At 64.4% G+C, this 236-nt stretch carries 1 pseudogene; it reads right to left on the minus strand.

Features of this window, described 5'->3' with window-relative positions:
- Positions 1 to 236 (minus strand): annotated as a pseudogene (locus NG904_RS17700) (hypothetical protein); the annotation flags it as partial.

Genomic DNA, 236 nt, shown 5'->3' on the forward strand with positions numbered 1-236 from the left:
GGGGGGAGGGGGGGGGGGGGGGGGGGGGGGGGGACGAGGGGGGAGGGGGGGGGGAGGGGGGGGTGGAGGGGAAAAGGGGAGATGTTGGGGGGGGGTGGGGGGGAGAGGGAGTGTTCGAGAAGAGGAAGATATGGAAAGGTGTGGATGTGGTAATGGGTAAGGGGGGGGAGAAGTTGGAGTTTTTTTTTTTTTTTTAAGGGCTACGCCCCCCCCTGAGATCTCCCCTCTTTCCCTCC

Origin of the sequence: Clostridium sp. ZBS15 (assembly GCF_023845705.1) — a bacterium.
GTDB classification, from domain to species: Bacteria; Bacillota; Clostridia; order Clostridiales; family Clostridiaceae; genus Clostridium; species Clostridium aquiflavi.